This window comes from Methanosaeta sp. UBA458, assembly GCF_002496085.1.
GTDB lineage: Archaea > Halobacteriota > Methanosarcinia > Methanotrichales > Methanotrichaceae > Methanothrix > Methanothrix soehngenii.
Map to the genome: position 1 here is coordinate 1,727 of NZ_DAIK01000091.1, position 2,322 is coordinate 4,048.

General features: G+C 55.3%; 3 protein-coding genes. All 3 read right to left on the bottom strand.

Annotated elements, in window-relative coordinates; all coding sequences use genetic code 11:
* Positions 1-380 (bottom strand): hypothetical protein (locus tag BP822_RS06300; RefSeq protein WP_286877992.1); only part of this gene is annotated, 380 nt, incomplete at its 3' end.
* Between the two features lie 334 nt (positions 381-714).
* Positions 715-1,452 (bottom strand): ABC transporter permease, encoded by a 738-nt coding sequence (locus tag BP822_RS06305; protein ID WP_013719765.1) that lies wholly within the window; start codon positions 1,450-1,452, stop codon positions 715-717.
* 1 nt (position 1,453) lies between these two features.
* On the bottom strand, positions 1,454-2,302 hold the full coding sequence (locus BP822_RS06310; RefSeq protein WP_286877993.1) for an ABC transporter ATP-binding protein: 849 nt from the start codon (positions 2,300-2,302) through the stop codon (positions 1,454-1,456).
* Positions 2,303-2,322 lie beyond the last annotated feature (20 nt).

A 2,322-nucleotide genomic window follows, 5' to 3' on the forward strand; every position in this document is an offset into this window, starting at 1 on the left:
TGGGGATCCAGCGCAGGCGCATAGAGAAGAATGGTTGCCTCTCTGGAGGTCTGCTTGAGGGCCTGGGCCAGGTAGCCCACCATCTCCTGGGAGTCCTCGTAGAGTAAGGGGTCGTGCTCCACAATCAGGATGCTGTGGTGGTTCTCCTCCAGTATGGTCATGAGCTGGAAGGAGGTGAAGGCTCGGCGCACTTCCAGCTCGGTGATGTTCCGGTTCAGCCGGCTGAGGATGCGGGAGTAGTTGCCGCTGATGAAGAGGATCTTATAGCGCTGCAATTCAGGATGGCTGTTGATAGCACCGGCCATCAGCTCCACCGGGGCGACCAGGACGTTGAAGGTCTCGGGGAGGAGGGAGACGGTCGGGCAGAGTTCGATCTCCATGATGGAGAACAAGGTGCTTCGAGGATATCAGGGCGAGGCAAGGGAGCGGGGCGAAAGCGAAGCCATTTGGCCACACAGTCTCCCATCTGGGTCGTGATCCTAAAATAGGTTGAAGTTTCTGGAACTCGATTACCGATTGCGGTCTCTCGGACACGCCCGAGAGAGGTCATTCTGGGCAAAACAGCATTCAATAAATTCTGCGGGAGGCCTAAATACCAACCCATAATTGATTCACGACAAAAGATCTATTATTGTTACCTATTCTAAAAATATTCATAACTCGTCACAATAATTTGCCTGAACTATTGTAGATATAAATCTTTCCATAGCTCTGCTAAACGCTCATCCTCCTGAGGGCCATCATCCCTCCGCCCAAGAATAACAGAAAGAAGAGGAAAAGAACCAGGAACGATGACCAGGGAAGAGGCTGGTCCAATGCAGCCGCCCTCAGAAACAGGCTGGAGTGGGTGAGAGGAAGGGCGTACAGCGCCATCTTCAGCCCGAAGGGAACCTGGGAGACGGAGAAGAAGGTTCCGCCCAGGAATGTCATCGGCATGAGAATCAGGCTGCCAAAGGTGGCCATATCCTCATGAGATCGGGCCAGCAGGGCAGCCAGAACACCCAGAAAGGCAAAGGTCAGGCAGCTAAGCAGCAATCCTAATACAAAGGGCAGAGTGATATGGATATGCCTGGCGATGAGAAAGGCTACGAGCAAGAACGCTACCGAACTCAGTATACCCCTCACCACCCCAATCAGCGCTTTTCCCAAGAGAATGGAGGGCAGTTCCACCGGGGCCATGAGGCATTCATCAAAGCTCTTGAAATAGAGGCGATCGACATTGAGCCTGGTGCCGGCTCCATTGAAGCTGGTGGTCATGGCGGTCAGAGCGATGATTCCCGGTATCACGAAATCAAGATAGCTGGTTCCGTTCATATCTATCCCGCGACCCAGGCCCCAGCCAAAGGCCACCAGATAGAGAAGCGGGCTCATCAGGGTGGTGAGAAGATAGCGAGGCCAGCGCCGCTTGAGTGCTGTCAGGTCCGACCAGAGTATGCTGAAGGCATCGATCATGCTAGTCTCCCATCACCTTCTCACCGGTCAGCTCGATGAACACATCCTCCAGGTTGGACTCTCGCATGACCACCCTCTCCGAGCCTGGAAGATCCTGAATAAACCGGGAGGCACTTGATCGATCCGGAAAGTAGCGGTAAGTTGTGCCGCACGCCTCCCCCTGCATCTCTACCGCTATCATTCCCAGCCTTTGCCGCAGCTCCAGAGGGCTTCCCAGAGCTATGAGCCTGCCGTGATGAAGAATTCCAACCCGCTGACACAAGGCCTCGGCCTCTTCGATATAGTGGGTGGTCAAGAAGACCGTCGAGCCTTCTAGGTTCATCCTGCGGATGAGATCCCAGACCCGGCGTCTGGTTTGAGCGTCCAATCCCACCGTCGGCTCATCCAGGAAGAGGAGCTTGGGCCTGTGGATGAGCGCCCGGGCTATCATGGCCCTCCTCTTCATTCCCCCAGAGACGCTATCGATGAGCTGATCGGAGTGATCGGACAGCCCCACATAATCGAGCAGTTCCGCGATCCTCTCCTTTCGTTCCCTGGATTGGAGGTGGTGCAGCCGGGCATGAAGCTCCAGGTTCTCGCCGATGGTCAGATCCCGGTTCAGGCTCAAGTGCTGCTGAACCACGCCAAACTCCGACTTCACCCTGGACGGGTCCTTTGCCACATCGATGCCGTTGATAAAAACCCGTCCGGACGAGGGCTTGGTGAGGGTGGTAAGGATGCGAATGGTGGTGGTCTTGCCAGCTCCATTTGGCCCCAAGAAGCCGAAGAGCTCTCCCCGTCCGACCTCAAGATTCAAGTTATCTACTACCTTCTTCCTCGAGTACTCCTTCTTCAGGCCCGATATCTCGATCCCACATCCCGCATGTCTCT

Bases quoted from the DNA above. Each gene is read 5' to 3' on its own strand.
- BP822_RS06305 (WP_013719765.1), bottom strand. From the start codon at position 1,452: ATGATCGATGCCTTCAGCATACTCTGGTCGGACCTGACAGCACTCAAG.